Source organism: Rathayibacter tritici (assembly GCF_002932875.1).
In the GTDB taxonomy this organism is placed as follows: Bacteria; Actinomycetota; Actinomycetes; order Actinomycetales; family Microbacteriaceae; genus Rathayibacter; species Rathayibacter tritici.
In genome coordinates this window covers 1-25,632 of record NZ_PSWS01000037.1, presented here as the reverse complement: position 1 = coordinate 25,632, position 25,632 = coordinate 1, and the positions used below count along the sequence as shown (strand labels likewise).

Genomic DNA, 25,632 nt, shown 5'->3' with positions numbered 1-25,632 from the left:
GCGGGGGCGACGCGCGGGGCCGGGGCAGTGCGCTGGGTCGGAGTGATCACCTCGGTCGCTGGCGTCGTGTCGGCCGGGAGCGGACGAGTCGGCTCGAACACCTCCGTCCGCGTGATCGGCTCCGTCGCGCCGAGCAGTTCGGTCGACAGCACCCGCGTCCCGGCGACGTCGGGGACGACGATGGCCGCCGGCGGGGAATCGCGCCGCGGGTCGATCAGTCGGCGTGCCGACTCCGCCACCTGCAGCGCGGTCGGGCGAGTGCCGGGCTCGCGCCGTGTCATCGCGGTCAGGAGCGAGGTCCAGCCGCTGCCGAGCGACTCCGAGATCTCGGGGTCGCGGAGCAGACGCGCGAGCGTGACCTCGATCGCCGAGCCGGTGAACGGGCGGCGGCCGGTCAGCGACTCCAGGAGCACGAGGCCGAGCGAGTAGATGTCGCTCGCTGCTGTGACCGGGTCGCCGTGCGCCTGCTCGGGGCTGAGGTAGGCGGCGGTACCGACGAGGGCGCCGGGCGCGGTGATCCGCGTCGCGTCGATGAGGGAGGCGATGCCGAAGTCGGCGAGCTTGGGGCGGAACTCGCGACTGGTCAGCGGGCTCGGCACGAGCAGCACGTTCGACGGCTTCACGTCGCGGTGCACGACTCCGGCCGCGTGGACCGTGTGCAGGGCCTCGCCGAGGTCTCCCGCCATCGAGGCGACGTCGTTCGGGGCGACCGGGCCCTCCGCGAGCCGCTCGGACAGGCTCGGCCCTTCGGCGAGTTCCATCACCATGTAGGCCTGCCCGTTCGTGTCGTCGCCGCCGTCGTGCGCGTCGTAGAGGGTGACGAGCGCGGGGTGGTTGAGGGCCGCGAGCAGGCGGATCTCGGAGGCCTTGCGCTGCAGGTCCTGCGCGTCGTCGATGCCGGGCGCGAACATCTTCAGCGCGACGGAGCGGCCGAGGACGCCGTCGCGCGCCCGGTAGACGGTGGCCATTCCGCCCCGGCCGATGAGTTCCTCGATGGTGTACCGGCCGTCGACCGTCGTCCCGACGATCCGGGTGTCGCCTGTCCGGTGGGATGCCACGGGTCCTCCTCGCGGTCGGCGGCGGGTGTGCCGCGCCCCCCGGTGCGACCGTCGACCCAGGGTAATACGTCGACCCTGCGCGCCGCCCTCCCCCCGGCCGGGCTGTCAAGCAGGTGCCCGGATGCGTGCCCCGACGTAGCGTCGGAGGTACCGACGAAAGGCGATGACATGGACCAGGACCGCACGCAGCAGAACGTCACGGAGCAGGACGATCAGGGCTCGACCATCGGCACGCCGGAGGGGGCGGCGCCCGCCACTTCCTCCGAGAGCGAGACCATCGAGAAGGACATCTCGGAGTCGCCCGGCAGCGAGCGTGAGACCGAGGCCAAGCAGGATTCGGACCCGGCCGAGAGCCGCACCGCCGTGTCCGGCTCGGCCGAGGTGAAGACCGTGCCCGGCACGGGTGGACCGGACGACGTGGGCGATGTCGAGGTCGACCCCGACGAGGTCTCGCTGAACGGCAAGCCGTTCCCGGGCCACGCGGGCACCAAGTAGGACGCGCGCACGACGTAGGACGCTCGGGAGCGCCGCGGCTGTGGCTGCGGCCCTCCCGCCTTCTTACTCCGGCGGCACCGGTGACTCCGGCGGCACCGGTGACGTCGGCGGCGGCGTCGGCGGCGGCCGCATGATCGGCGGGCGCGTGAACGAGTCCTCCCACTTCGGGAACGGAATCACGACCCCCGGCGGCGAGGAGACCGGCGCGACCGTCGTGCTCCGGCCGCCGATCGCGATGATCAGCTCCGTGGCGTCATTCGACCAGAACAGCTCGCTGACGACCTCTAGCGAGTAGCGACCGTTCTCTCTCACCGACCAGTTCACCCACCACCCGTCGCCCGTTTGTGCCCAGAGGTCCCGCTCCCCGGTCATCTCCCGCGTGTAGTAGTCCCAACCCTTCGACACGACGTAGCTCCGCATCGGCTCCAGCCCGGCCTCGTCATCGGAGCCACCCGGCACCTCGAGGACACGGCTCGCAGCGAAGTAGTAGCTGTTGTTTTCGGTGGCGCCGGGAAGTCCGCCGCCTACAGCGCCGAGCCCACCGAAGGGTAACCAGTCGACGCTGATCCATTCCCAGTCCGCGTCGCTGATCTGATGCTGCGCCTCCGCCAGCAGCGCTTCCAGATGCGCGTACCTCTCGCTCACCCGAGCGAACTCCTGCTCCTGGCTCAGCCCCGCGATGTCCTCGCGCGTTAGTCCCGCCGCATCCCGCATGTCCCGCTCCTCTCCTGCGCCACACCCGGCGCTCGTCATCGTCACCACCACCGCAAGTGCCAGCGCCCGCCACACCCCGCGTCTCACGGCCTCCCTCCAACGGCGATGCGCGCGATGGCCGCGGTCGTCGAGGAGTCCCGCGAGAGGTAGCCGACGGCGCCGCTCGACTCATCGGCCGTCATGTCGTGCCCGGTGACGGCGCGCGTGCCTTCGCCGGACTCCGAGGAGAACACGTCCACACCAGGGATGCCGCGCGGGTCCCTCCGGCGGCCCATCGCCCAGCGGCGGCCCCTCCGTGCGATGTGATCGGCGGCTGCCTCGGTAGCGTGCACCTCGTCGGCGTTCAGCTCGTCGACCTCCGTGCCGGCAGCGAAGCCGGGTGAGCCGTAGGCGACGAAGTCGTCGATGCGGTGCTCGGTGAGCTGTAGGGCGAGGGCGACGAGGGTCGACCCGTAGGAGTGGGCGGTGACGGTCAGGTGCTCCGGCGGCGAGCCTGCGCGGGACTCGACCACGCCGTCGAGGAAGGTCGCGAAGCGCTCGGCGCCGGACTCGGCCCGGGTCGTCGTGTTCACCTCGGGCAAGGACGGCGCCCGGTAGCCGAGCCAGGCGACAACGGCGGTCGAGCCGCCGCCGTTCTTCACCGTGGCTTCTCTCACCACAGCGGCCGCGTCGACGTTCTCTCTGACGCCTTCGAGTGTCGTCCCTGCGCCCGGCACATTCACGATGACCGTCGATGCTGTGTCGAGGTCCCCGATTGACACCGCGGCGGTCAGCGCGCAGTCGTCGGTTCCGAAGCCGACTAGCTGCGCGACGGTCGAGTTCAGCCGTGCGCGCTCGTCGGCCTTCGCGAGGCCCGCCGCGAGCGCCCCGATCTGCCGCTCGAAGTCCTCAAGCGAGAGCCCCGTCGCCCCGGCCAGCCCCATCGAGCTGCGCATCCGCACCGGGTCGCGCATGGCGTCAGCGAGGAGCGACCGGGACGCCGCATCGCGGACGGCGGCGGGCAGCCCGTCGAGACCCGCGAGGCCCAGGCGCGTCGAGACCGGCAGCACCGCCACATCCTCGACAGCGAGATCGAAGCGCGACCACTCCGCGGCGATCTCGGCCGCACTGAGGCCCGGTTCGAGCAGACGGAGCACGCCCCGCGGTGTCTGAAAGGAGGCGCGGGCGTCGAGCGCGACGTCGGTCAGCCCTACGCCGCCGGCCTGCTCGAAGGCGGCCGCACTTCGCTCGGCCCAAGCGGCGTCCTCCAGGAGAATGGCGAGGAAGGAATCGGCTCCGGTGAACACATCGACGTACTCGACTCGCCCCCACGGGCACGAGTCGAGGAAGTCGGTCCAGCTCGAGTGCAGCAGCAGGAGCGGGTGGTTCGCCTCGTCCACCAGCGATCGGACGCCGCCGGCGAACACCCTCAGCCGCTCCGGATCCGCCGAACTGCGCGCTCGAGTGGGGGCGCCGCCTGGGATCGAGCAGCGGCTCCAGGTCCCGCAGGGCACCGAGCAGCGGATCGGCGGCGGCCTGCTCCCGCTGCGCCTCCCGCTCCCGCCACTCGGCGAGCTCGCGCCTGCGCCGCCTCTCACTCTCGGCCTGCCCGGACACGGCCGTCACCTGCGCGGCGAATCCGTTCAGCTCGTCGACGAGCCGGTGCCGGTCCGCGACCTCCTGCTGGAAGCCCTCGTAGAACATCCGCGAGTAGGTGCCCGAGAAGTCGATCATCGCCTGCTCGACCAGGCCACTCCTCGCCGGGAACTGCGCGTCGAGCACCGCGGCGAGTGCGGTCAGCCGGGAGCACAGGCGCTCGGCGACCTCGTTGTCGTACCTAAGGTCCACTGCGGATCTCACCTCTCCTGATGCGCGGACGGATCCTCAGGTTAGGGGAGAGGGAGGCGGGAGTACCGGAGTTGGCGCCGAATGCCTCGCGCCGTCAGGCGACCGGCGTGAGCAGCCCCGGGTCGCGACGGTCGACCGTGCGGGAGTTGTTCACGCGACGATCCACCGGGTACGCGGTGACGGTCGCGGCCATCGCGACGGAGGCGCGGTCGAGGGTGGCGAGCATCTCCTCGGCGGAGTCGAGCGGGACCGGGTCGAGCCAGGCGTCGCGCGCGTCGGGAGTGAGGAACACCGGCATCCGGTCGTGCACCTCGCCGGAGGCGTCGCGGGCCTCACGGGTGATGATCGTGAACGAGACGTGCCAGCCCTCTCCCTCCGTGCGGGCGGTGTAGAGGCCTGCGGCGGCGAGGATCGGCTCCTCACCGTGCACAAACCACGGCTGCTTGCCGTCGGCGCGCGTCTCCCACTCGTAGTAGCCGCGCATCGGGACGATCGCGCGGTGCTTGGCGAACGCGCCGCGGAACAGGCCGTTGGTCGCGACCGACTCGAGGCGCGCGTTGATCGGCGACGGCCGCTTTCCCGTCGACGTCCCCGTCGACCAGGACGGGGTGAAGCCCCAGGACGCGAGCTCGAGTTCACGCTCCCGCTCACCGTCGTGGACCCGCTCGCGCACGATCGGCGCGATGTCGGTCGGGGCGACGCTGTAGTCGGGCGCCCAGTCCGCGGCGTGCCCACCGGCCGCGACGAACTCGCGGATCAGCTCATCGGTCTCGGAGTCCATCGCGAAGCGGCCGCACATGCCGCCACGCTACGCCGCAGCTCCGACGTCGCGCGAGGAGCCGGGTCGGACCTCACGGGACTTCGCGGACCAGAAGCGCATCAGCGCGCCCGCCAGGACCGAGCCGAGTGTCCCCGCGGCGAGGTCGCCGAGGGTGTCCTCATAGCCGACGAAGATCGAGGAGTCGATGAAGCGGTGGCCCGCCCACTCGCCCCACTCCCACAGCACGCCCGCGGTGGTACCGAAACACGCGCAGAGCACGATCGCGGGAGCGAGCGAGCCGCGCTCACCCGACGCCGCCGGGACGACTCCGGCCCGCGCGGCCACGATGTACGCCACCGCGGCGATCAATCCGTTGAGCACGCAGTGCACCACCAGGTCCCACTGCGGCCACGCCTCGTAGAGCCCGAGCACGCTGCTCCAGGAGGCGACGAGCAGCGCCACCCCGAACGCGGCGTCGAGTGCCGGTCGGATGCCGAGGAACCTCGGCAGCACCAGGCCGATTGCGGCAAGCGCGAGCACCGCCACATCGACCAGGTCCCAGCCGACGCCGGCCGTCACGATGCTCACGGCCCCGACCGCGCGAATACCATCCGCCGTCCACTCACCGCGGGTGCGCGGGAGTTGAAGGAAGGTCTCGACGAGGGCGGAACTGCTCACGGGTTCGTGAAGCGAAGCACGGCCTGGACCGGTTCGTGGTCGGACGGCGCCGCACCTGCGTAGCGGACGGCGTTAATACCCGCCGAAACGACCTCGAACGCGCCCTCGCTGGCGAGCAGCCAGTCGATCCGCTTTCCCGGAGCGGGCGGCCGGTAGTTCGAGAACGTGCTCCAGGAGTGGGTGAGCTGCTGCTCGGCGGCCTCCCAGGAGTCGACGAGGCAGCCGTCGTCGAGCAGCGCACGGTAGGGGACCGTGTCGATGTCGGTGTTCGTGTCGCCCATGACGATCGCGGGACGGCCGAGCGCGAGCACCCGCTCGGCGATCAGCTCGGCGGAGCGCTGGCGCGAGCGTCGCGAGATGTGGTCGAAATGCGTCGAGATCACGGTGAACTCGCGGCTGGTCGCAGAGTCGGTCAGCTCCGCGATCACGGCTGTGCGCGGGATCCGGTTACCCCAGCTGCGCGAGCCGGCGATGTCCGGAGTGTCGGAGAGGGCGATCTGGCTCCAGTGACGGATGGCGAAGCGGCTGCGGTCGACGAAGAGCATCACGCGCTCGCCGCCGCGGTCGGCGTCCCGGCCGAAGCCCATCGCCTCGAAGGAGGGGCCCATCGCCTCGTGCACAGCGGCCGACTGATCCGGCAGCGCCTCCTGCACGGCGAGGATCGAGGGCCGCTCCTGCTTCAGCAGTCGCTGCACGAGCGGGCGGCGGCGGCCCCACTGGTCGGCGGCGCGGGAGGTCAGGCGGGGCATGCGACGACGGATGTTGTAGGTCATCACGTGCAGCTCGGGCGCCTCGGTCGGGCCGATCAGAGGCGACGCATCGGTCATCCTCTCAGCCTACGGCGGCGAATGCGGGCGGCCAGGAGGCTTGCGGTCGCCGCTCCCGGCCGCTCTACTTCCGACATGGCCCTCTCTCCCGCCCTGTCCGCTCTCGCCGACGAACGCTTCGTCTCCCTCACCACGTACCGCAGGTCCGGCGATGCCGTCTCGACTCCGGTCTGGATCGCCCGCGACGGCGATGAGCTGATAGTGACCACTCCCCGCCGCAGCGGAAAGGTGAAGCGGATCCGCAACGACACGCGGGTGACGCTGGTGCCGTGCGACCGCCGTGGCCGCGTCTCCGACTACGCGGTGCCGATCGAGGCGGCCGCCCGGATCGACGCCGATGCCGGGGAGGTCGAGCGGCTGGGCCGGGTGTTCCTGGGCAAGTACCGGCTCGAGTACCGGGTGTTCCTCCTGATCGAGGGCCTGGCGACGCGCGCCGACCGTACTCGCGTGATGCTCCGCGTCATCGACCGCTGACGCCGCCCCGGCCCTACACCCGCGGGACCCTCCGCCGGAAGGCCTGGGGGGCTTTGGACCCCGGGCCTAGCGTGGGGCAATCGCCGGTGCCCCTGCGCGCTCCCCGCGCGCGCTCCGGCGGCAGTCAGAAGGAGTACGCAATGAGCATCGGAGCAGGAATCTTCCTCCTCATCGTCGGCGCGGTCCTCGCCTTCGCCGTGGACGTGCAGGTATCGGGGATCGACCTCAAGCTGGTCGGCTACATCCTGATGGCGGCCGGAGCGGTCGGCCTGATTCTCGGGCTGGTCCTGTTGACACGCCGTCGCCAAGCCGTCTCGACCACACGCTCGGCCGTCGACCCGGCCAGCGGCGAGCAGGTCACGCGCCGCTCGAGCGAGAGCGACGGTCCGCTGATCTGAACGACGGAACGCTGATCTGATCTCAACGATGCAGGGCGGGACCGGTCGGTCTCGCCCTGCATCGTTCGCGGCTCTACTCGGTGGGCTCGTCCGGCTCGCCACCGGAGACGGTGTCGGTGTCGCCGCCGCCGGAGGAGGTGTCCGTCCCGGTGCCATCGGGGAGGTCCTCGGTCTTGTCGGTGTCCTCGCCCGTGGTGCGGTCGGTGCTCATGGCGCTCTCCCTTCGCGTCGGCGACCTGCCGACCGTCCCACTCTGCTCCGCCCGCGGCGAGCGGGGCAGGGGGTAGCGGAGGCAGACGCAGACGTGACAGGTCGGCGTCACACCCCGACGTGACAGCCCGGCTCGGCTAGTGCCACGCCTTCTGCAGCGAGGCTCGCGCCGACACGACCGCCGGATGCTCTCGGGAGAGCCGCTGCGCCTCGACGAACCGATATCGAGGCGGCGACGTCGGCTCGTGCCACAGTCCGAGCACCGTCCAGTGAGGGCGCTGGTAGGACCACCACCGCACACCGTCCCAGCACCGCCGGCCGTGACGCTGCTCCTGAAACACGCTCAGCGCCCAGGCCTGGCTCACCGCGCGCACCCGCGTGACGACCTGCGTGGGACGCAGAGACCGATCGAGGAGGCTCCTCGCGTCATCGAGGTCGAGCAGGGGCGTGTCGTCGGGGATGTCGAACACCCCGAGGACACGTCGGCCGGCGCGCAACCACGGAGTCTCGAACATGTCCTCGGACCACACCGCCAGGTCTCCGAAGGACTCGCCGATCGCGACCTCGGGTGTCTGCCCGAAGTACCAGGTCGTGTACGACGCGGGATTGTCGAGCCGGGAGAATCCCTGCGCCGGGCTGTAGACGTGGTCCGGGTGCCCGGAGGCGCCGGGCCCCGCCTCCGGATCGTGGGCGAAAACCCGATAGACCAGCACGGTCTACGCCATTGCGACGTCGAGGGCCTGAACAACCGGTGTGCTGCCGGACGCCTTGAGAACGTCGATCGGCCGCGCGCCGTCGAGGAGGGCGCAGGAGCCGGTCAGCCAGTCGATCGCCGCGCGGCCCGACCACGCCTGCCGGGCCTTCGCCATGACGTAGTCGAGATCGAGCAGCAGCTGGATCGTCCGCGGCGCAGGCTGCTCGTTGCCCTTGCTCCACTGCGACGGCTGGCCGCGATGGACGTCGAGGAGACGCGCCAGCTCGGCGCCGCTTCCGAGCGAGTCGATGAGGAGCGCGACCCGCGCCTGGATCGCAGACTCAGCGGGGACCGCCGGGCGACGCCTGCTCGGAGAAGCGTCGGACACCGCCGGAATCTCGACGGCGACTTCAGTGCTGGCCATGACGCCTCCTTGTTCGGCCCGTAGAGTGCGGGCGCGCGCCACGCTACCACCCGACACTTGTGTCGGGAGGAGCGTGGCGCGGAGCGCGGGCGCTGCGGCGCCTACTCCTCGACGACGATCGTCGTGATGACCGGATTGCGGCGGTGACGGCGAGTCAGCCAGCGGCCGAGGGTGCGCGTGATCAACGCCTCCATCGCCTCCAGCTCGACCGGCTTGCCCGCGGCCTGCAGGACCGCGTCGTCGATCGCCTTACTCGCGTTCGCCTTCCAACCCGGCTCCTCGACGAAGCCGCGAGTGAAGAAATCGACGGGCTCGCCGAGCGTGCCCCGGTCGAGGTCGGCGATGGCGAGGACCGTGATGGCACCCTCCTCCGCGAGCACGATGCGATCGTTCATGGCGTCCTCGGTCGCGACGCCCATCGTGGTGCCGTCGACCAGGATCTGATCGGCCGGGATGCGCCCGCTGATGCGCGAGCGGCCCTTCACCAGGTCGATCGAGACGCCGTCCTCGATGACGAAGACGTCCTTCTCGTCGATCCCGGTGCGAGTCGCGATGGCCGCATTGGCGGTGAGGTGGCGCCACTCGCCGTGCACGGGGAGCACCGCCGTGGGGCGGAGGATGTTGTAGCAGTAGGCGAGTTCGCCCGCGCTGGCGTGTCCCGAGACGTGCACCTTGGCGTTGCCCTTGTGCACAACGGTCGCGCCCCAGCGAGTGAAGGCGTTGATGATCCGGTAGATCGCGTTCTCGTTACCGGGGATCAGCGAGCTGGCCAGCAGCACCGTGTCGCCGGGGCCGATGTCGATGATGTGGTCCTTATTGGCCATCCGCGAGAGCGCCGCCATCGGCTCGCCCTGCGATCCGGTGCAGATCATCACGATCTCGGTCGCGGGCAGCTTCTCGAGCATCTTCATGTCCACGACGAGGCCGGCCGGGATCTTGAGGTAGCCGAGATCGGCGGCGATGCCCATGTTGCGCACCATCGAGCGGCCGACGAAAGCGACCTTGCGGCCGTGGCGGTGCGCCGCGTCGAGGACCTGCTGGATGCGGTGCACATGGCTCGCAAAGCTCGACACGACGATGCGGCGCGGCGCGGTGCGGAACACCTGGTCGATCGCGGGGGCGAGGTCGCCCTCTGAGATCGCGAAGCCGGGGACATCGGCGTTGGTGGAGTCGACCAGGAACAGGTCGACTCCCTCATCGCCCAGGCGGGCGAAGCCGGGGAGGTCGGTGGTGCGACCGTCCAGCGGGAACTGATCCATCTTGAAGTCACCCGTGTGCAGCACGAGGCCGGCCTCGGTGCGGATCGCGACGGCGAGGCCGTCCGGGATGGAGTGGTTGACCGCGAGGAACTCGAGGTTGAAAACGCCGGCGTCGACGCGGTCGCCCTCCTTCACCGGGCGGGTGCGCGGGGTGATCCGGTGCTCGGTGAGCTTCGCGCTGATCAGCGCGAGGGTGAAGGTCGAGGCGATGATCGGGATGTCGCCGCGCTCCTTCAGCAGGTACGGCACACCGCCGATGTGATCCTCGTGGCCGTGGGTGAGCACGATGGCCTCGATGTCCTTCAGGCGCGAGCGGATCGCGGCGAAGTCGGGGAGGATCACGTCGATGCCGGGCTGGTTCTCCTCGGGGAAGAGAACGCCGCAGTCGACGATGAGCAGCTTGCCCTTGTGCTCGAAGACGGTCATGTTGCGGCCGATCTCGCCGAGGCCGCCGAGCGGAGTGATCCGCATTGCGCCCTTCTCGAGGGGCTTGGGCTTGGGGAGCTCGAGGTGGTGGCGGGCGGGCTTGGCGGTTCTGGCGTTTCTCATGCGGGACTTTCAGGAGGGAGTGGCTGGACGCATGCGCTCGGCGCAGGGTCCGACCGCGCGCCCGGTCGGGCCGCGGTGGTGTGTCGCTCCGGCGCTGTGAGCGCTGTCGGGAGCGGGTGGAGGTCTGCGGGACGGGGGCGGCGGGGCCGCTGTTCAGCGGGCGGTGCCGTCCGTGCGGCGCGCCTTTGCGCACCGACCGTCCCGTACATCCTGCCAGCCATCCCCGGGTTCGGGGTTCAGAAGGCGGGATCGGGTCCCGAAGGGGCTGACGGCCTGGCGCGCTCGACGCGTTTTCTGAGAGTAAGAGCGCTTGAGGGAATCTGGATAAAACGCTCTAAACCTCAAAAAAATCGTCGTCATGGATGCCGTTGACAACCCCTCCACGCCGAACGCCGGAGCGCTACCGGAGACTCTGATCGGTCGCGACGAGCAGACGACGGCCTTCCGCACCCTCCTTCGTCGTCTGCGGCGAGGGCGCACGGAGCAGTCCATGATCATCACCGGCCTGCGGGGCGTGGGGAAGACGGTCCTCCTGAACAGCTTTCGCTCGATCGCGCTGGAGGAGAACTGGGAGGTCATCGAGTTCGAGGCGGTCGAGCACGGCGAAGGCCGATTCTGCGGTCCGGAGCCGCAGAAGGCGAGCGATGTCGCCGCGCTCCTCGGCCGGTCGTCGCAGCAATCCGGTCCCACCAGAGCTGAACTGATCGAGATGGGCCTCCTTTTCACTCCTCAGCCTTTTCACTCCTCAGCACGGTTTCGCCGCCTTCACCGTGCCCGACGTCGATTGGTTCATGAAGCGCGCCGTTCCGGTCCTGGACGTGCCCCCTGTCGTGAGCCGGCGCGCTCGTCGTGCGCCGTCCACTGAGAGTTAGCCACCATCGGCCACGCCGACGGCGACCGGATCAGGATCCGACCCGAGCACCGGTGAGCAGAGATTACGGCCGCAGTCCCGAGACGAGCGCCAGCAGCCCGTCCATCGACTCGACCACCAGCGGAGGGAGGTCGCCGCGCTCGGCGACGAAGGCGATCGGAGTGGTCGCGACGACGTGTCCAGCACGCTCACCGTCGATGTGCACGACCAGGAGGCCCGCCCCCTCCGCCTCAGGGGTGCCGACCACGACCTCGTGCTCGCCGAGGAAGCCGACGCTCGGGTCCTTCCGGGCGGAGCGGATCCACGCGGGCAGCGGCTCCTCGGCGACGTACATCGCGAGGGCGTCCTGCAGTGACGAGCAGGCCACATCCTCCTGCGGGAGGCCGAGCCGGTGCGCCTCGAAGCCGCCGCCCACCGGTGTGATGAAGCCGAGCACGGCCTCCGGCTCCTGCGGGTCTTCGGTTCGGGCGCGGACGCGCCAGCCGTCCTCGCCGACCGGATCGAGCTCCACGTCGTCGACGGTCTTGGGTAGCGCTGTGCGAATCATGGGGCATCCCTTCTGCAGAGATCATCCAGTCCACCGAACGCCCGCCGCCGTGTCACCGGGGTTGACCCCCCGCGGCGGCGGCGCTCCGATTCGTCACGAACGGTCGTCATCCGCTCCCCCACGGAGCCGTTCGTGACGAATCAGAGCGAGGGGGCGGGAGGCGGGAGGGCGGGGGCGGTTCGTTGGGCACACGGCTCAGCACGCGGCCTGCTGCGTCCGGTTGAATGGGGGTGAGGCGCCTACTCTCGGCGCACCGGGAGGCGACATGGCGAACCACCGTTTCGAGCTGCGGTCCGGCCGCGGGATGGGCGTCTCGGCGGCGGGCGACCCCGTCGCCGACCGGCTGGTGGTGTTCTGCCATCCCACTCCTGGCGCGGGCGGTTTCGATCCCGATCCGATCGTCACGGGCCCCTGGGGCCTGCACCTGCTGATCCTCGACCGCCCCGGCTATGGCGCCTCCGACCCGGTCGACGCCGGGCACGGCCGCGTCGAGGACCGCGCGGACGACCTCGCCGAGTTCCTGCGCCGCTCCGAGCGCACCGCCCGTATGGTCGAGGGCGCCCGCTTCGGCAGCGTCGGTGTGGTCGGCTGGGGCTCCGGCGGAGTCTTCGCGCTCTCGCTCGCCGCCCGGCACCCCGACCTCGTCGACCGCCTCGCGCTAGTCGGCACGCCCGCTCCCCCGCAGGCCGGAGTGATCGTGCGCCCGACCTCCGCCTGGGAGCGCCGGGAGACCCTCCGCGGGGAGGACGCCGCCGCGATCGCCGCCGCCCTGCCGCAGACGCAGCCGGGCCTGGACGCACTCGGCATCGACTCCGATGACCCCGTGCTCGCCAGCCACGGCGGCCTGCGCAACCGGCTCGAGCGGATGCTCGGCGAGGGCTGGCGGCAGGGCCCGGGCGGCGCAGCGGCCGACCTCGCGGCACTCCGCGACGGGTCCTGGGCCGAGGACCTCGATTCGGTGGCCGCCGAGACACTGATCGTGCACGGCGACGCGGATCCGGTGGCCGGCGCCGAGGATGGCCGCTGGTACCGCAGCCGCCTCCCTCGGGCCCGCACCGCATCGGTCGACGGCGCGGGGCGGCTGGCTCTGGTCCGCGAGTGGCGGCGCATCCTCGACCACGTCGCTCCGCTCGAGCGCGGCGCGGAGGGACGATGAGCCGCCTGGGCGCCGGCCCGCGCGTCCTCGTCGCGGCAATGGCGGTCTCGGGAGTCGTGCACCTGGTGCATCCGCGGACGTTCGATGCCGTCGTGCCGCGCGGGATACCCGGCTCGGCCCGCGGCTGGGTCCTCGTCTCGGGAGTCGCGGAGCTGGCCTGCGCGGCGGCGACGCTGCACCCGCGCACGCGCGGTCTGGGCGGTGTCGCGTCCGCCGCCCTGATGGCCGCGGTTTTTCCCGGGAATGTGCAGATGGCGCTCGACGCCCGCCGGCCGCGGACCCGCGCGATCACCCTGCTGCGCCTGCCGTTGCAGGTCCCGCTGGTGCTCTGGGGACTCCAGGCAGCGCGGAGCCGCTGACACAACGTCAGCTGAGGCACCTTCTCATCCACGATGGTGGCTGACGAGGCCTCTCAGCTGACGTTGCGCTCCGCCGCAAGCCCACGCGCGCGCCGCTTGCCCGCTGCTACCGTCCAGGTCATGACCGACCAGAGCGCGGACGACCGCCGCGACCAGCTGACCAGCGCCCCGAAAGCGACGGAGGCCGACGCGGCCCCCCGCATCGACGTCACGACCACCGATACCGGCGACACCCGCATCGACATCCGCGAGGACGCCGCCGTGCGTCCGGGCCGGGTCGACGAGAACGGCGACGAGCTCGACGAGAGCCGCGACGATGCCTGAGCGGCGCCGCGCCGCCCTCGTCTACAACCCCGTCAAGGTCGACCTGGAGGCGGTGAAGGCCGCTGTCGCGCGCGCCGAAGCGGCCGCCGGCTGGGAGGAGACGCTCTGGTACGAGACCTCGGTCGAGGATCCCGGGGCCGGCCAGACGAGGCAGGCCCTCGACGCGGGTGCCGACGTCGTGATCGCGGCCGGCGGCGACGGCACCGTGCGGGTCGTCGCCGAGGCCCTGCGTGGCTCCGGCGCCGCACTCGCGCTGCTCCCCTCCGGCACCGGCAACCTGCTCGCCCGCAACCTCACTCTCACGCTCGACGACATCGACAACTCCCTCACCGTCGCCTTCTCGGGTAAGGACCGCGCGATCGACGTCGGGCTGATCGACATCGAGACGTCCACGGGCCGCGACCGCCACGCCTACGTCGTGATGGCGGGCCTCGGGATCGACGCGAAGATGCTCGCCAACACCGACGACGACCTCAAGAAGCGCGCCGGCTGGCTCGCCTACGTGGACGCCCTGCGCAAGGCACTGCTCGATAAGAACCAGCTCGAATTCCGCTACCGCCTCGACGGCTCGAGGACCCGCAGGGTGCGCGCCCACACGATCATCGTGGGCAACTGCGGGGCACTGCCCGCGAACATCCTGCTGCTGCCGGACGCGGCCGTCGACGACGGCGAGTTCGACATCGTGCTGCTGCGCCCCGAGGGCTTCTTCGGCTGGGCGCAGATCATCTTCAAGGTCGTGTGGGAGAACGGAGTCCTCCGCCGCAGCGGCGTCGTCGGCACGAAGCTGATGGGGCTGACCAAGGAGGTGTCGGCGCTGCGCTACGTGAAGGGCCGGGACCTCACGGTGCGCCTCGAGCGAGCGCAGGAAATTGAACTCGACGGCGATGCGTTCGGCTCGACCGCAGCGTTCCGCACCTGGATCGAGCCGGGCGGACTGACGGTGCGCGTCCCTGCATAGGGCCGACGGCACGCGAGCAGAGCGGCCCGGTGCGCCTCCCGCCGGGAGAGGATCCTCATCCCTCCCGGCGGAGGCGTCTGCTCCGAGCAGGGCGATGCAGTGCGGCTTCGGGTGCCGCACCCCATGCGCCTGCATGAACACGGCGACTGTAGTGCGGGATCCGTCGCCAGCGCAACGGTCTCCTCCGTTCCGGAGAGCCGGGTAGGTAGTTTCACCCTGCGACTCTCGGGCTGCGCGACGGATTTCGCAGCTGTCGCCCGACCGGGACGCACGCCGTGCGACGCGGTTCGGGCTCGGCTCGCACGGGGCGTCGAGCGTGCAGCACGGGGTGTCAAGGTGGGACGGGAGGCTCGCCCGAGCCGATACCGTCCCGTCATGGGCTTCTTCGACCGCACCGACTCCTCGACTAGCGCCGCCGAGCCGCGGCCCAGCGCACCCGAACCGCAACGGCGCCCCTGGAGCGACGGCCTCGGCCGCTTCGCCACCCGCTGCCTGCAGGTGGTCGTCGTGCTGCTGCTGGCCTCGGTGCTCGTGTTCGCGATGACGCAGCTCACGCTGGTGCTCATCCCGGTGATGATCGCAATCATCCTTGCCGCGGCGATCCACCCGGTGCTGGCGTGGATGCGGCGCAAGGGCGTGCCGTCGATCCTCGCGACCTGGCTGGCCCTGATCGGTCTGCTCGCGATCCTCAGCGCGGTCGCGTGGCTGATCACGGTCGCGGTCCGCAGCCAGTGGGACGAGCTGGTCAGGAGCGCCTCCGACGGCATCACTTCGCTGCAGGACTACGTGCAGCACCTGCCTTTCCAGATCACGGATGAGCAGATCGAGTCGGCCCGCCAGTCGGTCGTCGACTTCCTCACCTCGAGCTCGTTCGGGAGCGGCGCGCTCGCCGGAGTCTCGGCGGCGGCGAACTTCATCACCGGCCTGGTGCTGATGATCGTGGTGCTCTTCTTCTTCATGAAGGACGGGCCGAAGATCTGGGAGTTCCTCCTGCGTCCCTTCACCGGCGCGGACTACGAGCGCGCCAAGCGTGTGGGGCACAAGACAGTGGACGTGCTCGGCGGTTACGTCCGCGGCACGGCGACCATCGCGGCGGTCGACGCGCTCGGCATCGGAGTCGCTCTGGCGATCATCCAGGTGCCGCTGGCGATCCCGCTGGCCGTCATCGTCTTCCTGACCGCGTTCATCCCGATCGTCGGAGCGACGGCCGCCGGCATCCTCGCCGCTCTCGTCGCTTTGGTCGCGAACGGGCCGATCGCGGCGCTGATCGTGATCCTGGTGGTCATCGTGGTGAACCAGCTCGAGGGCAACTTCCTCCAGCCGGTCGTGATGGCCCGCTCGCTCAAACTGCACCCGCTGATCGTGCTGATCGCCCTGACCGTGGGCACTGTCCTGGCCGGGATCGTCGGCGCCGTGCTCGCTGTGCCGATCGCGGCGGTGGTCTGGGGCATCGTGTCGATCTGGAACGGCCCCGCGGATCCCGCCGAGCCGGCACGGCAGAAGCGCCCGGAGACCGTGTGACGCGCCCTGGGAAGCGCCCGTGTGGCGTCAGCGGTCGCGCTCAGGGGTAGTGATCCCGTAGAGTCGAATCATCTCCTGGGCGATCGCCCGAATTCCACGGCTGAGAAGTCGCACGACGAAGAGACTCAGCCCCTGATAGTGACCGTACCCACCGAGCGCATCGCCCTCGGTCCTCCGGTTCGAACGCCCGCCTCGCACGCGGGTACCGCCCTTCACAGGACGCCGCGGAAGCCGTGCCGTTCCTCGTTCGACCCCCGTTCCTCCGATTCCGTCGGCGGTCGGGACGTTCTCCCCCGCCGAGCCGCCCTCCCCCGGAGGCGCGAGTTCAGCCCCTAGACGACCCGGACGACTCCGGCCGACGCGTGTATCACCCGCGGAGGACGAGTCGATCGGGTACCGCACACTCGTGCGGACTCTGACGACGCCGACCCCGGTCGGCGTCATTAACACATAAGGAAAAGAAATGCCTACTGGCACCGTTAAGTGGTTCAACGCTGAAAAGGGCTTCGGCTTCATCGCTCCCGACGACGGAGGCGCCGACGTGTTCGCGCACTTCTCCGCCATCGCGAAGCAGGGTTATCGCGAGCTCGTCGAGAACCAGCACGTCGAGTACGACGTCGAGCAGGGCCGCAAGGGCCCGCAGGCCGCGAACATCCGCGGCGTCGGCGAGTAATCTCCGACCTCGGACGCCCCGTCGACCAGGATCTCCGGATCCGGTCGGCGGGGCGTCCGTCGTTTCCGCGCCACCGCTCCTTCGTCTCCAGGCATCTCTCTGGTCAGCGATATCGGTATCCTCTCCGCGACTGCTCCCGAACTCACGGAGCCCGCGAGGCGGCCGGAAGGTTCGGCGCGTCGGTACGATTTCACGGCGGAGAGTGGATCGAACAGCTCATGGCGAGCGCGACTAACACCGGTGAGATGATCGTGGTCTCGGAGCCGCCCGAGGGCACCTGATCGCCAGCGGACTCCCCACCGGCGGCGCTCAGACCACCAGCGGCCGGGCCGCGTGGACGAGTTCCTCGTGTGGCAGGGCTCGCAGCCGCGCGGCGATCTCGGCGCGGGCGCCCGCGTCGACGGCAGCCCAGGCGTGCTCCTGCGGGCGCAGCGGAGTGAGGGTGACCAGATCGGCGTGACCGGTTGCGAGGTCGAGCCGTTCGGGCAGTTCGGGGCTGCGCAGGCCCAGGAGGACGCCGACGGTGCCCTGCTCGTCGGTCCAGGCGGGCGGCGCCTGGACGTTCCCGATCCGCGCGGTGTCGAGGGAGCTGCGGCAGGAGACGCCCTGCAGGGCAGCGCGCCGGGCCGCCTCGTACAGCAGGCGGAAGTGCCAGTGGTTCCAGAGTTCGGCGGTCGGGACGCCGCGGACGGAGGAGGTCTCGAGGCACAGCTCGATGCCGAGGCCGGTACCGGGGTGCGCGAGGCGGTCAAAGGGATCGCTCAGCCCGTCGGTCGCGAGCACCACGGAGTCGCCGCAGTCGACGCGGAGGAATGCCCGGTGGTCGGTGGGCCAGCGAGCGCCGCCACGGCTCCCGGGGTCTTCGGTGGAGATGACGACGGTGCGGTCGAGCGATCCGACTCCGCGCCAGGCCTCGGCCCGGTCTTCGGCGACGGCCTCGGCCAGCGCCCGCCTCTCGTCTTCGGTCCAGCGGATCTCACGAGTGCGGTTCAGGAACAACGACATGGGACTCCCTGTCCGCGCGACCGGCGTGCCGCGCTCCGGGAACGCTACGGCGCCGACCCCCGCTCCTGCTCCAAGCCCCCAGAGCGCTAGCTGTGTGATCGGCTCGACGGGCGGCGCCTGCCGCGGAGAAGGGCTCAGCCCAGCGGGTTGATGCCGTTGGTGCGCCAGCGCTCGTCGGCCAGCTGGCCGGGGGTACCGGCGCTCGGGTTCTCGCCGAGGGACTCGCCGCCCTCTATGGCGTCGGCGCCGAGCGCGGTGCCCGCTCCCTCGGCGGTGCTGCCCGGGGCGAGCAGGCCCTCCGCGTCCTCCCGCGGACCCACCTCGTCCTCGGGGGCGTTCTCGGAACCGCTCTCGCTCATCGGGTCGTAGCCGTGGTCCGGGTCGCGGCTCTCGTCGGCCGTCGTGTTCTCCTCGACCTCCGCGTCGGCGGGGCGGACGTCGACGGCCTCCTCAGCGTCGGTGGAGGGCGTCGCCTCGAAACCTGCGAACTCGGGGCTCTCGTCTACGCTCATGGCCGCCACGGTAGCACCGGCCCGGCCTGCGCTGGAGGGGTTCCGCCGGTCGGCAGCGCTGCCTCCGCCCTGCGGTCACGCCCTAGGCTCGGAGGGCTGGCACGGACGACGGGAGCGATATGCGACGACTCGGGTACGACACGTTCGGTGGGCCCGACCTGCTCTCCTGGCGGGAGGCTCCGGTGCCGATGCCGCGCCGCGGCGAGGTGCTGGTGCGCACGCGTGCGGCGAGCATCAACGCGACGGATGAGAAGATCCTGTCGGGCTCCGCACGGATCATGGCGGCCGGCCGCTCCCGCCCCTACGGCTTCGGACTCGACATCGCCGGTACCGTCGAGGCGCTCGGGCCGGGCTCGCACTCCGTCGCCGTCGGCGATCGGGTGGTGGGGATGACCCGCGACGGCGACGCCTTCGCCGATGCGTCGATTGCCCGCAGCCGCTCGCTCGTCCCGCTCCCCGACTCCCTGGACTTCGTGCACGCCGTCACCCTCGCGATGTCGGGCGGCACGGCGGTCGGCCTCGTAGACGCCCTGCACGTGCGCGCCGGCGAGCGGATCCTCGTCAGCGGCGGCTCCGGAGCGATCGGCAACCCGACGGTCCAGCTGCTGGTGCGCGCGGGCTGCACGGTCGCGGCGACCGGCTCGGCCGCCTCCGCCGACATCCTCCGCGCGCTCGGCGCGGAGCCGCACGACTACCGCGCGCTCGACCTCGGGGTGCTGCGCGGCCGCTTCGATGCGGTCGTCGACGTCTCGGGACACCTGCCGGTCCACGACGCGGCGATCCTCCTCGCCGAGGGCGGCCGAATCGCGACCCTGGTGCCGAGCGGTCCGGCACTCGGCGCGCAGGCCGTCGGCGCGCTCCGCCGCGACCGGCCGCGGGTGCGCAACCTGATCGTGGTGGCGACGGCCGAGCGGATCGGGCGCGCGATCTCGCTCGCCACCTCCGGCGAGCTGCGGCCCGAGCCGGGTGCCGTGCATCCGCTGGGCGAGATCGTCGACGTGCTCTCGCGCCGCGCGACCGGCGTGGACCGCACCATCGGCAAGATCGTCTTCACGGCCGACGACTCGGCTCCACTCGGCTGATCGCGGCGATCCGCGCCGACGAGCGGGCGGGCCGAGAACGAGCGGGCGGGCCGAGAAGATTAGCGGTCGGCACTCCTGGGGACAAGGGCGCGATGCGCCCGGAGCCGCCGGTCAGGATGGAGACATGCCCGCATCCCCCCGGTCCTTCCCGTATCCCCTCGGCGTCTCGCTCCGCGGCGACGCCGGCGCCGATGTCGCCGTCTACTCCGAGACCGCGGACAGCGTCGAGGTCTGCCTCTTCGACGAGTCCGGAGTGGAGACTCGCGTCGCCCTCACCGAGCGGACCGGCCACGTCTTCCACGGCCTCGTCCCCGGGATGAGCGTCGGCACCCGCTACGGCCTGCGCGTCGATGGCCCCTGGGACCCCGCCAACGGCCTCCGCCACAACTCCGCCAAACTGCTGCTCGACCCGCACGCCACCGCGATCGAGGGCTCCTACACCTGGTCGGAAGACGTCTTCGGGCAGTTCTACGACGAGCCGGACCGCCGGAACGATGCCGACTCCGCCCACGCCGTCCCCCGGTGCGTGGTCACCGACCCCGCCTCCTTCGACTGGAGCGGCGACACCGCGCCGCGCATCCCGCTCGAAGAGACCATCGTCTACGAGGTGCACGTGAAGGGCTTCACGAAGCTGCACCCCGACCTGCCCGAGGACATCCGCGGCACCTACCGCGGCCTCGCGCATCCCGCCGCGATCAAGCACTTCACCGACCTGGGCGTGACCTCGGTCGAGCTGCTCCCCGTGCACCAGTTCGTGCAGGATTCGCACCTCGAGGAGAAGGGCCTGCGCAACTACTGGGGCTACAACTCTCTCGGCTTCTTCGCGCCGCACAACGAGTACTCGCACGCCGGTGAGGACGGCTCGCAGGTCGACGAGTTCAAGGCGATGGTCAAGGCGTTCCACGAGGCAGGTCTCGAGGTGATCCTCGATGTGGTCTATAACCACACTGCCGAGGGCAACGACAAGGGCCCGACCCTCTCGTTCAAGGGCATCGACAACGGCTCCTACTACCGCCTGGTGGAGGAGGACCGCGGCAACTACTTCGATACCACCGGCACCGGAAACAGCCTCAACGTCGCGCACCCGGCCGCCCTGGGATTGATCATGGATTCGCTGCGCTACTGGGTGACGGAGATGCACGTCGACGGCTTCCGCTTCGACCTGGCCACCACTCTCACCCGCCAGAGCGGCGAGGCCGAAGTGCACAGCGCCTTCCTCGATCTGATCGCGCAGGATCCGGTGCTCGCGCCCGTCAAAATGATCGCCGAGCCGTGGGACACCGCGGGCTATCAGGTCGGCGGCTTCCCCGCAGACTGGTCGGAGTGGAACGGGAAGTTCCGCGACGACGTGCGCGACTTCTGGCACGGCGCCGACTCGGTGCTCGGGACCACTGCGCAGCGCGTGCTCGGCTCACCCGACGTCTACGAGGCCGACCGCCGCTCGCCGCTCGCCAGCGTCAACTTCGTCACCGCGCACGACGGCTTCACCCTGGCCGACCTCACCGCCTACTCCCGCAAGCACAATGCGGCTAACGGCGAGGACAACAACGATGGCGAGAGCGATAACCGCTCCTCCAACAATGGCGCCGAGGGCCCGACCGATAACACGGCGGTCAACGAGCGGCGCAACCGCATGCGGCGCAATTTCCTCGCGACGCTGCTGCTCTCGGCCGGCGTACCGATGATTCTGGGCGGCGACGAGATCGCCCGCACTCAGGGCGGCAATAACAACGCTTACTGCCAGGATGACGAGATCTCGTGGTTCGACTGGGAGAACGCCGACCGCGAACTGCTCGCCTTCACTCGCGAGCTGATCGCGCTCCGGACCGCCGAGCCGGCACTGCACCCGAAGTGGTTCCGCCGCGCGCCCGGCGACGGCGGCACCGACACGGTCGACATCCTCCGCTCGGATGCGAAGGGGTTCGCCGACGAGGACTGGGACAACCCGGACGCCCGCTCGATCACCTTCGTCTTCTCGCACGAGGGCAGCGCGAGCTTCGCTCTGCTGCTGAACGCGGCCGAGAACGGCGTCGAGTTCACCGTGCCGGGAGCGCCCGGCGCCGAGTGGCGACTGGCCGCGTCGAGCGACCCCGACCAGGTTGTCGAGGGCGAGGTCACCACGCTGATCGTCCGCGACGGCTCGTTCGCACTGCTGCGCTCGGCCTCCTGATGACCGGCCGGAACCCGCGGCACCTCCGCTTCGGCGGGCGTATCGCGGGGTTCGGCACGGCCTCGGGCACGCGGATCGTGCTGGGCCTGTGGCAGGACACCCCCTTCGGCCCTTTCGCGGACGCGATGATCGAGACCGGCGATGGACACCGCCTCCTGATTGCGCCCACCCTGGAGGTTGCGGAGGTCATCGGGTCGACGTACTCGTTCGACGAGGTGCGGATCGCTGCCGTGGCCTGGCGGAGGATCGCGGGTGACCTGTCCGTCTCGGCCGGACCCCTCGACGTGCAGCTGCGGCTCGGCGGTCTCACGCCGCTCGGCCGGCTGCTGCGGATCGTGCCGCGGCCGATCGCCGAACATCCGGCCTGGCTGACCGCGATCTCGCCGGTCGCCTCCCTGCTCGTCCGCGGCGTCAGCACGGCCGGGTCGGCCGGGCACGGCCGCCGCGAGTACTACGGGGTGCGGGCGATCCGCCGCATCGAGCGCGTCCACGCCGTGCTGGCGGAGGAGGACCTCGGTCCGCGGCGACCGCTGTCGCCGCCCGTGCGGTTCGGCTTCTCGTCGGCGCCCGCCGCTCCGGCGATCGTCGATGTCACCACCACCATCGCGCTGCCGCGTGAGGGGACCCATGCGCTGCGGCGCGACCGAGAGAGAGGAGCCGCCTCGTGAAAAAGGGCGACAAGATCAGCTGGAACACCTCGCAGGGGGAGACCCACGGCGAACTCGTCGAGAAGAAGACGAAGGAGTTCCACTTCGAGGGCCAGAAGTTCAACGCCTCGGACGACGATCCCTATTGGATCGTGCAGAGCGATAAGACCGACGCGAAGGCCGCGCACAAGGAGTCGTCGCTGACGAAGAAGTGAGTTAGCGCGAGCTGAGTCGGCGCGCGTGAGTCAGTGCGAGTGAGTCGGCGTGGGTGAGTCAGTGCGAGCTGAGTCAGAGCGAGCTGAGTCAGCGCGAGCTTGGCCCTGACGCTGTGCGAGCGCGCGGCGGAGGGCTCGAACGTCTCGAAAGCCCGCCAGTCGGGCGATTTCGGGGTCGGCGAAACGACGGCCGTGCTCCGCGTCGGCCGCGTGCATGCGCGCCCGCCTGACCCGCTCCTCCGTGAGTGCCGCCTTCGCGGATGACCCGGCCTGCGCGAAGATGTGCCGCAGATTCCGCGGCGATCGGCCGACGGCCTGCGCGAGTTCTTCGACCGTGAAGTCGGGATCGGTCGCCCGCATCGCGATCACGCGAAGCGCCGCGCGATGTAAGCTCTCGGCGTCCTCCGAATGCTCCGGTGCTGTGGCCTCGAGCGCGTGCAGCAGGAGCGCCGTGGTGAGATGCCGCAGTCCCAGGCCGAAGTCGGCGAAACCGGCTTCTCCGCCGACCATCGTCGAGTTGAGGGCGATATTCGCGGTGGCGACGACCGCGTCACGGTACGCCTTCGCCGGTTGCGAGAACACCATTCCGAGCTCCAACTCGTGGCGCGCCGGAGCAGGAAGCCCGGCCAGATCGAATTCGATCTGATAGCGCGCGACCGGCCGAGCAGCAGCGAAGCGGAATGTGGAGGGTCCGCCGCCCGGCAGGACCGCCACGTCACCCGGACCGATCACCTTGGGCTTCTCTCCCCACATCGGCACGTGCAGGGTCGCCTCCCCCTCGATCTGCACGATCAACAGCGCCACCTGGGAGGAGCGCGCGATGGAGTACGCGCCCTCGCTGTGCCAGATCCGACCAGCACGGAAACCCTCGAAGCGGATCTCATCGGAGACGAGCCGGAAATCCGGATCGAAATCTCCGAGGAAGTCTCGCTCGGCCAGCCAATCCTGAGCCATGTCTCCTTGAAGCAAGTATTTTCGGCGTAACGAGTCGGGGGCCACAAGATTCTCCAAAAAACTCACTTATTAATCGACGAATCCTCGTCGAAAAGCACTTCGTCGAGAAGTGATTGTGCGCCTCGTTGCCCCCAGATGCGAAGCGCAGTCACAAGTTCCGGCTTCGGCCGGACTACTTCCGGCCCCGATGCTTCCTCACTTGAACGTCATGGCAATGCTTCCTTCGTCCCCCTCTTCACAAACGAAAGATCGAGCACATGACAAACAATTCCTTCGACAAGTTCCGCGACGTCGGGTCACCCCTGTCCGACTGGACCATCCCCGCGGAGGACGGCGTCCACCGCCGAACCATCGTCAAGGGCGCGGCCTGGACCATCCCGGTCGTCGCCGTATCCGTCGCGACGCCGGCTGCCGCCGCGTCGAAGACGCCGACGCTTGCGTTCACTAAGGCGTCTTACACCGGAACTGCTTGCAGCACCATCACCGGCGTGCAGGTCAAGCGCACCACCGACGGCACCACTCCCGACCCGGGCAAGACCGTCACCGTCACGCTCAAGGACGGCTACACGTTCGCCGATGGTTCGACCACCTACACGGGAACGACCGATGCCAATGGGCTTGTCACGCTGCCGGACATCAAGGTCCCCTCAACCGGCGGCAAGAGCAACTTCGCTGCGAAGTCGGATGCCCTGACCACGAATGCACCCGTATCTGCGGACCCCTCCAAAGAGACCGGACTTTATCTCTACAACTTCACCGACGGATCGACCACCGGACCGGTGGCTAACTCGGGAACCGCGATCAAGACCATCTCCTCCGCCTCCGGCGGAGGTTACGTGTTCCAGAACTCGGACGGGTCAATCCACAGTAGCGACGGCACAGTCGTTCCCGGCACTGAAACAGGCGTTGACACCGGGGACGGCCTCGTCACTCTACAGGTTAGCGGGGGTGAAACCACCGTCTACTACAAAAAAGCCGACGGTGTTTATAGCTACAACTTCACCACCAAGAAGACGAGTGGACCTATCACGGACACTACAACCAATACGAGTTCGAAGACCGCAACAAAGCTGATCTCCAACGCGGGCGGAAGCGCCTTCGTTTACCAGAGCTCGGACGGGAGCATCCGTAACAGCGGCGGCGGTCTCGTGCCAGGAACGTCAACCGGCGTATCCACCGACCAGCGTCTCACGTCCCTCGCGACAAGCGACGGGACCACATCCCTGTACTACAAGAAGTCCGACGGCGTCTACATCTACAACTTCTCCACCAAGACGACGACCGGGCCCATCGCGAATTCAAAGGACGCGACTTCGCTCATCTCAGACGCCGGAAGCGGCGCCTTCGTCTTCCAGACCTCGGACGGAAGCATTTACAATAGTACCGGTGTTCTCGTCAAGGGTACCGACACGGGAGTTGACACGGGCGCAGGCCTCGTTACCCTAGCCACCGACGCCGGAAAGACCTACGTCTACTACAAGAAGGCTGATGGGGTATACCGCTATAACTTCTCCGATGGTACGACCACCGGACCAATCGAAAGCGCGACCGCGGACTCGAAGTCCGCAACGACGCTCGTCTCCGATGGAGCAACCGGCGCATTCGTTTATCAGAGTTCCGATGGCACGATCAGAAACAGTGGCGCCGGCATCGTCAAGGGCACCGAAAAGGACGTAATTGTGGATAGCAAGCTCGTTTCACTTTACAAGAGCGGCAGTACGACTTACGCATCCTACAAGAAGTCACCCGCTTGCAAATAGTAATACAACCTGGCGTTTCGTTATAGCCCTAGCAACTTAGAGAACTCGGCGAAAGCTAAAAGAGACGTCCGGACGCAAAGCGCGTCCGGACGTCTCTTTTTTCGCGATCACGCTTCCCACCCATCCGTCCAACAAGCTGTAGTTCATAGGACGACTATTTACCTCCATACCCTTCCTTGGCCCCCAAGATCGTTCGCGACGTTGTAGCATAAATTGCCGACCGGCGACCGCCTACCGCACGCCGCCTAACGCGGGGTTAACTGCCCAATGCAACATTAGCTCGCAGGGTCATAGCATAAACGAGTACCAAGAGCGTTCGTGTCAACCGGCACCGTTTGGCGGGCACTCGTTCTCTCTGCCGAATGTATCAGCAACCGAAAAGCTTTGAAAATTCGCCCGCGCAGGCGACAAGGAGGCTTATGCAAAATACGATTGATCGAGATGGATTTGCGCGTGTCGGTCACGAATAACACCGGCTAATCCGCTTTGATTGAAGAGCAGCCTCTAACAG

General features: G+C 69.4%; 30 protein-coding genes. 16 read left to right on the top strand and 14 right to left on the bottom strand.

Features of this window, described 5'->3' with window-relative positions; translation table 11 throughout:
• Positions 1-1,058, bottom strand: a 1,058-nt coding sequence (locus C5D07_RS05260; RefSeq protein ID WP_104258863.1) for a serine/threonine-protein kinase, incomplete at its 3' end; no start/stop codon positions are given.
• 168 nt (positions 1,059-1,226) lie between these two features.
• Here C5D07_RS05260 and C5D07_RS05255 point away from each other — a divergent pair.
• Complete coding sequence (locus tag C5D07_RS05255) at positions 1,227-1,553, top strand: hypothetical protein (RefSeq protein WP_084415746.1); 327 nt, start codon at positions 1,227-1,229, stop codon at positions 1,551-1,553.
• A gap of 63 nt (positions 1,554-1,616) precedes the next feature.
• Here the strand turns inward: C5D07_RS05255 and C5D07_RS05250 are convergent, their stop codons facing one another.
• Together C5D07_RS05250 and C5D07_RS05245 are read right to left on the bottom strand one after the other, a co-directional pair.
• Positions 1,617-2,267 carry a hypothetical protein gene (locus tag C5D07_RS05250; protein WP_104258862.1) on the bottom strand — a complete coding sequence of 217 codons (651 nt, stop codon included), beginning with the start codon at positions 2,265-2,267 and terminating at the stop codon, positions 1,617-1,619.
• 83 nt (positions 2,268-2,350) lie between these two features.
• Entirely contained in the window at positions 2,351-3,646 is a 1,296-nt protein-coding gene (locus C5D07_RS05245; RefSeq protein WP_146076771.1) for an alpha/beta hydrolase, read from the bottom strand.
• A gap of 64 nt (positions 3,647-3,710) precedes the next feature.
• Here C5D07_RS05245 and C5D07_RS05240 point away from each other — a divergent pair, with 64 nt between their 5' ends.
• Positions 3,711-4,115 (top strand): hypothetical protein, encoded by a 405-nt coding sequence (locus C5D07_RS05240; protein WP_068250891.1) that lies wholly within the window; start codon positions 3,711-3,713, stop codon positions 4,113-4,115.
• 73 nt (positions 4,116-4,188) lie between these two features.
• Here the strand turns inward: C5D07_RS05240 and C5D07_RS05235 are convergent, their stop codons facing one another.
• The 3 genes from C5D07_RS05235 to C5D07_RS05225 are packed head-to-tail and all read right to left on the bottom strand — an operon-like array spanning position 4,189 to position 6,359.
• On the bottom strand, positions 4,189-4,893 hold the full coding sequence (locus C5D07_RS05235; protein WP_068250888.1) for an SOS response-associated peptidase: 705 nt from the start codon (positions 4,891-4,893) through the stop codon (positions 4,189-4,191).
• Between the two features lie 9 nt (positions 4,894-4,902).
• Positions 4,903-5,532, bottom strand: coding sequence for a DUF2238 domain-containing protein (locus C5D07_RS05230; protein ID WP_068250886.1), 630 nt, complete (start codon positions 5,530-5,532; stop codon positions 4,903-4,905).
• Positions 5,529-6,359 (bottom strand): endonuclease/exonuclease/phosphatase family protein, encoded by an 831-nt coding sequence (locus tag C5D07_RS05225; protein WP_104258860.1) that lies wholly within the window; start codon positions 6,357-6,359, stop codon positions 5,529-5,531. Before C5D07_RS05225 ends, C5D07_RS05230 begins: the two co-directional genes overlap by 4 nt.
• Before the next feature lie 75 nt (positions 6,360-6,434).
• On the opposite strand from C5D07_RS05225, the gene C5D07_RS05220 reads away from it, so the two are divergent.
• A complete protein-coding gene (locus C5D07_RS05220) occupies positions 6,435-6,833 on the top strand; it encodes a PPOX class F420-dependent oxidoreductase (RefSeq protein ID WP_068250880.1) in 399 nt (132 codons plus the stop codon).
• A 140-nt stretch (positions 6,834-6,973) separates the two neighbouring features.
• On the top strand, positions 6,974-7,231 hold the full coding sequence (locus C5D07_RS05215; RefSeq protein WP_068250879.1) for a DUF6458 family protein: 258 nt from the start codon (positions 6,974-6,976) through the stop codon (positions 7,229-7,231).
• Positions 7,232-7,304: 73 nt separating this feature from the next.
• On the opposite strand, the gene C5D07_RS15690 is transcribed toward C5D07_RS05215, so the two are convergent.
• The 4 genes from C5D07_RS15690 to C5D07_RS05200 all read right to left on the bottom strand — a co-directional run bounded on the left by C5D07_RS15690 (position 7,305) and on the right by C5D07_RS05200 (position 10,367).
• The gene (locus tag C5D07_RS15690) at positions 7,305-7,442 is read right to left on the bottom strand and encodes a hypothetical protein (RefSeq protein WP_157593772.1); all 138 of its coding nucleotides are present in this window, start codon (positions 7,440-7,442) and stop codon (positions 7,305-7,307) included.
• Positions 7,443-7,578: 136 nt separating this feature from the next.
• Complete coding sequence (locus C5D07_RS05210; RefSeq protein ID WP_104258859.1) at positions 7,579-8,154, bottom strand: RES domain-containing protein; 576 nt, start codon at positions 8,152-8,154, stop codon at positions 7,579-7,581.
• A 3-nt stretch (positions 8,155-8,157) separates the two neighbouring features.
• Positions 8,158-8,559: a hypothetical protein gene (locus tag C5D07_RS05205; RefSeq protein ID WP_084415745.1), complete on the bottom strand. Its 402-nt coding sequence runs from the start codon at positions 8,557-8,559 to the stop codon at positions 8,158-8,160.
• A 101-nt stretch (positions 8,560-8,660) separates the two neighbouring features.
• Positions 8,661-10,367: a ribonuclease J gene (locus tag C5D07_RS05200; protein ID WP_104258858.1), complete on the bottom strand. Its 1,707-nt coding sequence runs from the start codon at positions 10,365-10,367 to the stop codon at positions 8,661-8,663.
• A 358-nt stretch (positions 10,368-10,725) separates the two neighbouring features.
• Between C5D07_RS05200 and C5D07_RS05195 the strand changes: the two genes are divergently transcribed.
• The gene (locus C5D07_RS05195) at positions 10,726-11,232 is read left to right on the top strand and encodes an ATP-binding protein (RefSeq protein ID WP_249028174.1); all 507 of its coding nucleotides are present in this window, start codon (positions 10,726-10,728) and stop codon (positions 11,230-11,232) included.
• A 70-nt stretch (positions 11,233-11,302) separates the two neighbouring features.
• Here C5D07_RS05195 and C5D07_RS05190 read toward each other — a convergent pair whose 3' ends face one another.
• Positions 11,303-11,785 carry a hypothetical protein gene (locus tag C5D07_RS05190; protein WP_104258856.1) on the bottom strand — a complete coding sequence of 161 codons (483 nt, stop codon included), beginning with the start codon at positions 11,783-11,785 and terminating at the stop codon, positions 11,303-11,305.
• Positions 11,786-12,050: 265 nt separating this feature from the next.
• On the opposite strand from C5D07_RS05190, the gene C5D07_RS05185 reads away from it, so the two are divergent.
• From C5D07_RS05185 to C5D07_RS05160, 6 genes are all read left to right on the top strand, one after another.
• Positions 12,051-12,941: an alpha/beta fold hydrolase gene (locus C5D07_RS05185; RefSeq protein WP_104258855.1), complete on the top strand. Its 891-nt coding sequence runs from the start codon at positions 12,051-12,053 to the stop codon at positions 12,939-12,941.
• Positions 12,938-13,300 carry a DoxX family protein gene (locus tag C5D07_RS05180; RefSeq protein WP_104258854.1) on the top strand — a complete coding sequence of 121 codons (363 nt, stop codon included), beginning with the start codon at positions 12,938-12,940 and terminating at the stop codon, positions 13,298-13,300. Before C5D07_RS05185 ends, C5D07_RS05180 begins: the two co-directional genes overlap by 4 nt.
• Before the next feature lie 120 nt (positions 13,301-13,420).
• Positions 13,421-13,624, top strand: coding sequence for a hypothetical protein (locus C5D07_RS05175; protein ID WP_104258864.1), 204 nt, complete (start codon positions 13,421-13,423; stop codon positions 13,622-13,624).
• Positions 13,617-14,582: a diacylglycerol/lipid kinase family protein gene (locus C5D07_RS05170; protein ID WP_068250858.1), complete on the top strand. Its 966-nt coding sequence runs from the start codon at positions 13,617-13,619 to the stop codon at positions 14,580-14,582. The genes C5D07_RS05175 and C5D07_RS05170 overlap by 8 nt, the downstream gene beginning before the upstream one ends.
• Before the next feature lie 375 nt (positions 14,583-14,957).
• Entirely contained in the window at positions 14,958-16,103 is a 1,146-nt protein-coding gene (locus C5D07_RS05165; protein WP_104258853.1) for an AI-2E family transporter, read from the top strand.
• A 463-nt stretch (positions 16,104-16,566) separates the two neighbouring features.
• Positions 16,567-16,776, top strand: a complete 210-nt coding sequence (locus tag C5D07_RS05160; RefSeq protein WP_068250852.1) for a cold-shock protein — start codon at positions 16,567-16,569, stop codon at positions 16,774-16,776.
• A gap of 309 nt (positions 16,777-17,085) precedes the next feature.
• On the opposite strand, the gene C5D07_RS05155 is transcribed toward C5D07_RS05160, so the two are convergent.
• Positions 17,086-17,781, bottom strand: a complete 696-nt coding sequence (locus C5D07_RS05155) for a hypothetical protein (protein WP_068250849.1) — start codon at positions 17,779-17,781, stop codon at positions 17,086-17,088.
• A gap of 134 nt (positions 17,782-17,915) precedes the next feature.
• Positions 17,916-18,293, bottom strand: a complete 378-nt coding sequence (locus C5D07_RS05150) for a hypothetical protein (RefSeq protein WP_146076772.1) — start codon at positions 18,291-18,293, stop codon at positions 17,916-17,918.
• 119 nt (positions 18,294-18,412) lie between these two features.
• Here C5D07_RS05150 and C5D07_RS05145 point away from each other — a divergent pair, with 119 nt between their 5' ends.
• From C5D07_RS05145 to C5D07_RS05130, 4 genes are all read left to right on the top strand, one after another.
• Positions 18,413-19,375 (top strand): NADP-dependent oxidoreductase, encoded by a 963-nt coding sequence (locus C5D07_RS05145; protein ID WP_104258851.1) that lies wholly within the window; start codon positions 18,413-18,415, stop codon positions 19,373-19,375.
• A gap of 124 nt (positions 19,376-19,499) precedes the next feature.
• The gene (glgX, locus tag C5D07_RS05140) at positions 19,500-21,545 is read left to right on the top strand and encodes a glycogen debranching protein GlgX (RefSeq protein ID WP_104258850.1); all 2,046 of its coding nucleotides are present in this window, start codon (positions 19,500-19,502) and stop codon (positions 21,543-21,545) included.
• On the top strand, positions 21,545-22,213 hold the full coding sequence (locus C5D07_RS05135) for a hypothetical protein (protein WP_104258849.1): 669 nt from the start codon (positions 21,545-21,547) through the stop codon (positions 22,211-22,213). The genes glgX and C5D07_RS05135 overlap by 1 nt, the downstream gene beginning before the upstream one ends.
• A complete protein-coding gene (locus C5D07_RS05130) occupies positions 22,210-22,407 on the top strand; it encodes a hypervirulence associated TUDOR domain-containing protein (protein ID WP_068250835.1) in 198 nt (65 codons plus the stop codon). The genes C5D07_RS05135 and C5D07_RS05130 overlap by 4 nt, the downstream gene beginning before the upstream one ends.
• Before the next feature lie 30 nt (positions 22,408-22,437).
• On the opposite strand, the gene C5D07_RS05125 is transcribed toward C5D07_RS05130, so the two are convergent.
• Positions 22,438-23,361 carry a helix-turn-helix domain-containing protein gene (locus C5D07_RS05125; RefSeq protein ID WP_104258848.1) on the bottom strand — a complete coding sequence of 308 codons (924 nt, stop codon included), beginning with the start codon at positions 23,359-23,361 and terminating at the stop codon, positions 22,438-22,440.
• A gap of 257 nt (positions 23,362-23,618) precedes the next feature.
• On the opposite strand from C5D07_RS05125, the gene C5D07_RS05120 reads away from it, so the two are divergent.
• Complete coding sequence (locus C5D07_RS05120; RefSeq protein ID WP_068250830.1) at positions 23,619-25,121, top strand: hypothetical protein; 1,503 nt, start codon at positions 23,619-23,621, stop codon at positions 25,119-25,121.
• Positions 25,122-25,632: the final 511 nt, after the last annotated feature.